The organism is Bradyrhizobium sp. P2_E8 (genome assembly GCF_056403875.1).
In genome coordinates, this window is the sequence record NZ_JBFUES010000440.1 from 1 (window position 1) to 5,980 (window position 5,980).

A 5,980-nucleotide genomic window follows, 5' to 3' on the forward strand; every position below is an offset into this window, starting at 1 on the left:
TCTCGGGACCGGCCAGCGTCGGCAGCACGGTCTCGCTCTCGCGCGCGATCGTCGAGGTCGGCACGTTGACCACGGCCACCGTGTGCACACCCTCGGCCTTGGCATAGCGCAACGCCGCCAGCGTGTCGGCGGTCTCGCCCGATTGCGAGATGAAGATGGCGAGATCGCCCTTGCGCAAGGGCGCCTCGCGGTAGCGGAATTCGGWGGCGACATCGACCTCGACCGGCACGCGCGCGAAACGCTCGAACCAGTATTTGGCGACGAAGCCGGCATAGCTCGCGGTGCCGCAGGCGGTGATGTTGATGCGCTGGATGTTCTTGAAGTCGAACGGCAGCTTGACCGGCAGCGCGACGCGTTCGGTCGCCATGTCGACATAGCGAGCCAGCGTGTGGCCGACCACTTCCGGCTGCTCGTGGATCTCCTTGGCCATGAAGTGGCGGTAATTGGCCTTGTCGACCAGCGAAGTCGCTGCGGCGTGCTTGATCTTGTCGCGCTGGACGGCATGGCCGTCCTTGTCGAAGATCGTGGCGCTCTTGCGCGTCAGCACCACCCAGTCGCCGTCCTCGAGATAGCTGATCGTGTCGGTGAACGGGCCGAGCGCGATGGCGTCGGAGCCGAGATACATCTCGCCGTCGCCATAGCCGATCGCGAGCGGCGGGCCGTTGCGCGCGCCGATCATCAGATCGTCATCGCCGGCGAAGATGAAGCCGAGCGCGAAGGCGCCGCGCAGCCGCGTCAGCGCCAGCTTCACCGCCTCGACCGGCTTGTTGCCGCGCGTGAGCAGGTCGTCGACGAGATGCAGCACGATCTCGGTGTCGGTCTCGGTGTGGAACACCGTGCCCTTCTTCTCGAGCTCCTCGCGCAGCTCGCGGAAATTCTCGATGATGCCGTTGTGGACCACGGCGACGCGCTCGGTCGCGTGCGGATGGGCGTTGTTGACGGTCGGCTTGCCGTGGGTGGCCCAGCGGGTGTGACCGATGCCGGTCGTGCCCTTGAGCGGCTCGGCCTCCAGCCGCTTCTCCAGATTCTTCAGCTTGCCCTCGGCGCGGCGGCGCTCGAGATGCTTGCCCTCGAGCGTGGCGACGCCCGCGGAATCGTAGCCGCGATATTCAAGACGTTTGAGCGAATCCACCAATTGCTCTGCAACCGGCTCGCGCCCGAGAATGCCGACAATCCCGCACATGCGGATCAATATCCCCCAAATCGTCGAAAAATCGCCAAAACGACGCGCTCAGTCTTTAGCGAAGTTCCTAAGGAACCAGATACTCAATAATTATTGCGAGTTGCTACAGTGCAATACGATCAAACGCTTCCCAGCCTCTTCCGGGGTATAGCAGTAAATTTTTCCCAAACCCACTTTGTCCGGCCGCACTGACGTCCGACGCTGCCCGCCGGCCGCGCGCGGTACCGTATAGCTCATTTTCGACCATTCCCGCGCGATCCGGCGGGCCATTGGGCGCGCGATGACTGACCCGCGCGCTGCGGCTGGACCACCGTGCACGGCCATCCGCACGCGGCCGGYGATGTCAGCAGATGACCCCGACTGCGGCAATGTAGACTGCGCGATGGCCATCATCGTCCCTAGCATTGGCGGTGCCAGTCGGTAAGGTAACCTTCTTACTTAGCTGCGGAATAGGTCGTCAGGATTTTGCGATCGGCGAGGCGATCGAAACCGCGTTGTCTATATCGATCAGTTAAGGAGGCGAGACTACATGAACTCGAAGGCTCGGCTGTTTTTGCTGGCGGTCGCCGGCATCGTTCTTATTTCAACAAATTTTGCATCAGCGCAGATCGTGGCGCTTGGCCACAGCGCAGTTCGTGGTGTTGTGGCCGAGTCTGAAATGTGGCCGGCCGTATTAGAGGGTTTGTTGCGTGCAAGGGGCTCGCAGAGCCACATTATAAACGCCGGAGTCTACGCTGAAACCACCGATTTAACGCTTGCACGGGTACCGAGCGCCGTCCCGCCGGGAACCAAGATCGTTATCTTGGCTGACAACGCGTTCAATGATCAACGGCGTAATATGAGTGCAGCACAGTCTGCGGCAAATCTCGCTGCCATCAAGAGCCAGCTAAGGGCGCGGGGCATCAAGATCGTCGATGCGATGGGGATCTACCTCTCGGTACGAGGACAACCCGGAATGAAGGCTCCCGACGGCGTTCACTTGAACGCCGCGGGGAACCAGAAGGTCGCGACCATCTTAGCCGGAATGGTGAGATAGCGCGCGCAACGCCAGCAACAGGTGCTGCACTTTGTGAGTTYCGGCCCGTGGCCGAATTCGCGCGGATTACGACAGCATCGCGCGGCGAACGCCTGCGGCCTCAGACCTAGGATTCGCGGGCCTTAACCCTGCATATTAACTCCGCGTCAACATATTTGGCCAACGATTCCCGTTCTGGAGAACAAGGCCATGAAAGGCTCGTCCGACCGCAAGGGTCTCTCGTCGAAATATCTGCGTGCCAGCGAGACCTCGGGCACGCACCTTGCGCATTGGCCGCCGCCCCAGCGCGGCAAGGAAAGCAAGCCCGTCTTCGTCAAGCATCCGGAAGGCGAACCGGTCAAGCGCGCCAAGCCRCGCGGCTGGCGCCTGACCCGCGCCATCTTCTCCGAATTCGCCGACGACGAATAGCGACGCGCCTCACCACCTCAGCACCAGGGCAAACACGAGGAAAACGACGAACGCCCAGAACGCCAGTCCGGTGACCAGCGATGCGACCTCGGCTGGGCGAGGCTCRCCGACCTGTTCCAGTACCCATCGTCCCGGTGGCATGATGACGCGCTTGACGAGGAATGAGATCGTTTCGTCGATGAAGTCGTCGTCCATGAGCGCAGCCCTAACAACACCGATCGGGGATCGGCACTCGGCCGCTCACTTCTCCGGCTTCTTGCCGCGCATCTTCATCTCGCGATAGCGCGCCGCGCCGCCTTCCCTGATGGTCTGCTGGTTGCGCTCGAGCGCCATCGCATCGTCGGGCACGTCGCGCGTGATCACCGAGCCGGAGCCGATATAGGCGCCGTTGCCGATTTTCACCGGTGCCACCAGCGAGGAGTTGGTGCCGACGAAGGCGCCCTGCCCGATCACCGTCTTGTGCTTCTTGAAGCCGTCGTAGTTGCAGGTGATGGTGCCGGCGCCGATGTTGGAATTGGCGCCGACGGTGGCATCGCCAATGTAGGAGAGATGGTTGACCTTGACGCCGGCCTCCAGCGTCGCCGCCTTGGTCTCCACGAAATTGCCGATCCGCGCACCGTCGCCGAGCGAGGTACCGGGGCGCAGCCGCGCATAGGGTCCGATCGAGACGTTCCTGCCGAGCGTGGTCTCGACGATGTGCGAGAAGGAATGGATCACCGTGCCGTCGGCGATCGAGACGCCGGGGCCGATCACCACGAACGGCTCGATGGTGACGTCCTTGCCGAACACGGTGTCGGCGGACAGATAAACCGTCTCGGGCGCGATCAGTGTCACGCCGGCTTCCATCGCCGTCTTGCGCAGCCGCGCCTGCATCACGCCTTCGGCTTCCGCGAGCTGCGCCTTGGTGTTGATGCCGCGCACCTCGTCCTCGCTGGTCTCGATCACCACGGACTCCCATCCCTGTTCGCGGACGATCTCGACCGCATCCGTCAGATAATATTCGCCCTTGGAATTCGCATTGCCGATTTTGTCGAGGATCGCGAGCGCGCGGCGTCCGTCGATCGCCATCACGCCGGCATTGCACAGATCGATCTTGCGCTCGTCCGCGCTGGCATCGGCCTGCTCGCGGATCGCGACCAGGCGGTCGCCCTCGACGATGAAGCGGCCATAGCCGGTGGGGTCGGCGGCGCGGAAGCCGAGCGCGGCGATCGCGGCGCCGTTGGCCAGCGGCGCGCGCAGCCGCGCGAAGGTCTCGGCCGAGATCAGCGGCGTGTCGCCGAAGGCGATCAGCAGATCGTCCACGCCGCGCGCGATCGCCTCGCGCGCTGCCAGCACCGCATGCGCGGTGCCGAGCCGTTCGGCTTGCACGAAGGTGAGCGCATCGGGGCGGATGCGCCTCGCCTCATCGGCCACCGCCTGATGATCCGGGCCAACCACGACGGCGAGCGCGGTGCCGGTTCCCTTGGGGGCGGCGGCGAGCACATGGGCGAGCAGCGTCTGGTGGGCGACGGGATGCAGCACTTTCGGCAGGCGTGAGCGCATGCGCGTGCCTTCGCCAGCGGCGAGCACGATCGTGAGGCTGGAGCGGGCGGTCATCGCAATCCTGTCAGATACGGCCGAATCAACTGGCGCGGCAGGCGGCAGGCCGCCCTCATGTTGCCTGCCTTGCTACCCCCGCAAACGCCCGGAATTCAAGTGCGAGGTGCTTTTCCTGTTAATGTTCCCTGATTGATTCGGGGAAGCCGGACAGGGCTGGGCACTTAACGTTCATGGCAAAGGATTCCGACCCACTGGCGGATGCCTTCGGCACCAAGGAGACTGGCGGGCTGTTCTCTGGACTTTTGGCCGAGGAAAGCACGTTCGACCGCGGCATGATGTGGCGGCTGGGCTCCTGGGGCGTTGCGGCCGTCGGCGCCGTCGTCATCGCGGTGATGGCCAACCAGGCTCAGCTCGGCTGGCGGCGCGACCAGGTTGCGTCCGCCGATCTCGCGCGCCAGGCCGACCGGCTTCAGTTGCTGACCAGGGAAAGCCAGAACGAGGCCCGCCGCCTCGCCGCCGCCGTCGAGACGCTGAATGCCGATCGCGACCGGCTCTATTCGCGCGTCACCGTGCTGGAGCAAGGGCTCGATTCCGTCACTGGCGCCATCGCCAGGCAGAGCGCAAAGCCGCAGGACACGCCGGCGCCTGACGCACCGCCTGCGGCGCCCAGCGTCGCGCCGGTCGCCTCGATGCCGGTGCCATCCAGCGACAAGCCGCGCGCGGCAGCCGCCAAGGACCAGGCGAAGGAGCCGACAAAGGACACTGCGAAGGACGCCGCAAAGGAGCCGTCGAGCCCGCCGTCGCAGAGCGCGGCCGCGGCCTCCCTCGTGCAGCAGTCGCCGGCGACGACATCGGCGCTGCCGATGCTTCCGCTGGTGCCCTCCAAGTCGATCATGGCGCCGCCTGATCCCGCCGCGTCGAAACTGGTTCAACCCGAGACGGCTGAGAAGACAACCGAGAAGACCGCCGAGAAGAAGACCGAGCCGGCGCCCGCCCCGACCGAAGTCGCAGCCGCATCGGCCAAGCCTTCGGAGGCAACCGAAAGCGAGGCTCCCGCGATCGCGGTTCAGCAGACGCGCTTCGCGATCGATCTCGGCGGCGCCAACTCGATCGACGGCCTGCGCGCGCTCTGGCGCGGCGTGACCAAATCCAATCCCGAGATCGCAGCGCTGCGGCCGATCATCATGATCAAGGAAGGCACCACCGGCCTTGGCATGCAGCTCCGCCTGGGTGCCGGCCCGCTGATCAACGCCGCCGCCGCCGCAAAGCTCTGCGCGGGCCTCGCCGAGAACGACCGTCACTGCGAGACCACCGTGTTCGACGGCCAGCGGCTGTCGATGCGCGGAGGGTCGGAGAAGGGACAAGAAAAGTCCCAGGACAGGGTTCAGGAAAAGAACGCCGAGAAGAACCCGGACGCCGCGCCGCAAGCCGAGACTGCACCTGCGCCCGCCCCCACCGCCAAGCCGGACAAGCGCCGCCGCAGCTATTCCTCGAAGCGCTCATCAAAGCGCGAGGAGCCCGCGCCTGCACCTGCCGCACAGCCGCCGGCAACGCCGGCCAAGCCGGAGACGGCGTCGGCGGGATCGACGTTGTCGTCGTTCTTCAGGCGGTAGGGAATGGTGCGTGCCGATTGGATCGGTTGAGCCACAAAGATGGCGCGCGAGCCAAATGTCCTGACAGCACTGCCAGTCTAACGGCTTGCGAGCGATGGACAGAAAAGTTGGGTCGCCCCTGTTGCCCCCTCCCGTCATCCCGACCATATTGCGCCCATGACAAAAAAGCCCTTCCGCCTCTCGCCCTACCAGGTGCAGTTC

The 5,980-nt window shown here is 64.8% G+C and carries 6 protein-coding genes; 3 read left to right on the plus strand and 3 right to left on the minus strand.

Translation table 11 applies throughout. The annotated features are described in order from the left end of the window. The coding region (glmS, locus tag AC1D00_RS22980) for a glutamine--fructose-6-phosphate transaminase (isomerizing) (RefSeq protein ID WP_477012226.1) at positions 1-1,183 on the minus strand (1,183 nt) is incomplete at its 3' end. 529 nt (positions 1,184-1,712) lie between these two features. On the opposite strand from glmS, the gene AC1D00_RS22985 reads away from it, so the two are divergent. Continuing rightward, positions 1,713-2,219, plus strand: a complete 507-nt coding sequence (locus AC1D00_RS22985) for a GDSL-type esterase/lipase family protein (protein ID WP_477012227.1) — start codon at positions 1,713-1,715, stop codon at positions 2,217-2,219. 189 nt (positions 2,220-2,408) lie between these two features. After that, positions 2,409-2,627 (plus strand): hypothetical protein, encoded by a 219-nt coding sequence (locus AC1D00_RS22990; RefSeq protein ID WP_135175340.1) that lies wholly within the window; start codon positions 2,409-2,411, stop codon positions 2,625-2,627. Between the two features lie 9 nt (positions 2,628-2,636). Here AC1D00_RS22990 and AC1D00_RS22995 read toward each other — a convergent pair whose 3' ends face one another. Both AC1D00_RS22995 and glmU read right to left on the minus strand, forming a co-directional pair. Then, positions 2,637-2,822, minus strand: coding sequence for a hypothetical protein (locus AC1D00_RS22995; RefSeq protein ID WP_135175339.1), 186 nt, complete (start codon positions 2,820-2,822; stop codon positions 2,637-2,639). Between the two features lie 45 nt (positions 2,823-2,867). Continuing rightward, positions 2,868-4,223, minus strand: coding sequence for a bifunctional UDP-N-acetylglucosamine diphosphorylase/glucosamine-1-phosphate N-acetyltransferase GlmU (glmU, locus tag AC1D00_RS23000; protein ID WP_477012228.1), 1,356 nt, complete (start codon positions 4,221-4,223; stop codon positions 2,868-2,870). Positions 4,224-4,396: 173 nt separating this feature from the next. Between glmU and AC1D00_RS23005 the strand changes: the two genes are divergently transcribed. Further along, on the plus strand, positions 4,397-5,779 hold the full coding sequence (locus AC1D00_RS23005) for a hypothetical protein (RefSeq protein WP_477012229.1): 1,383 nt from the start codon (positions 4,397-4,399) through the stop codon (positions 5,777-5,779). Positions 5,780-5,980 lie beyond the last annotated feature (201 nt).

Bases quoted from the DNA above. Each gene is read 5' to 3' on its own strand.
- AC1D00_RS22985 (WP_477012227.1), top strand. From the start codon at position 1,713: ATGAACTCGAAGGCTCGGCTGTTTTTGCTGGCGGTCGCCGGCATCGTT.
- glmU (WP_477012228.1), bottom strand. From the start codon at position 4,223: ATGACCGCCCGCTCCAGCCTCACGATCGTGCTCGCCGCTGGCGAAGGC.
- AC1D00_RS23005 (WP_477012229.1), top strand. From the start codon at position 4,397: ATGGCAAAGGATTCCGACCCACTGGCGGATGCCTTCGGCACCAAGGAG.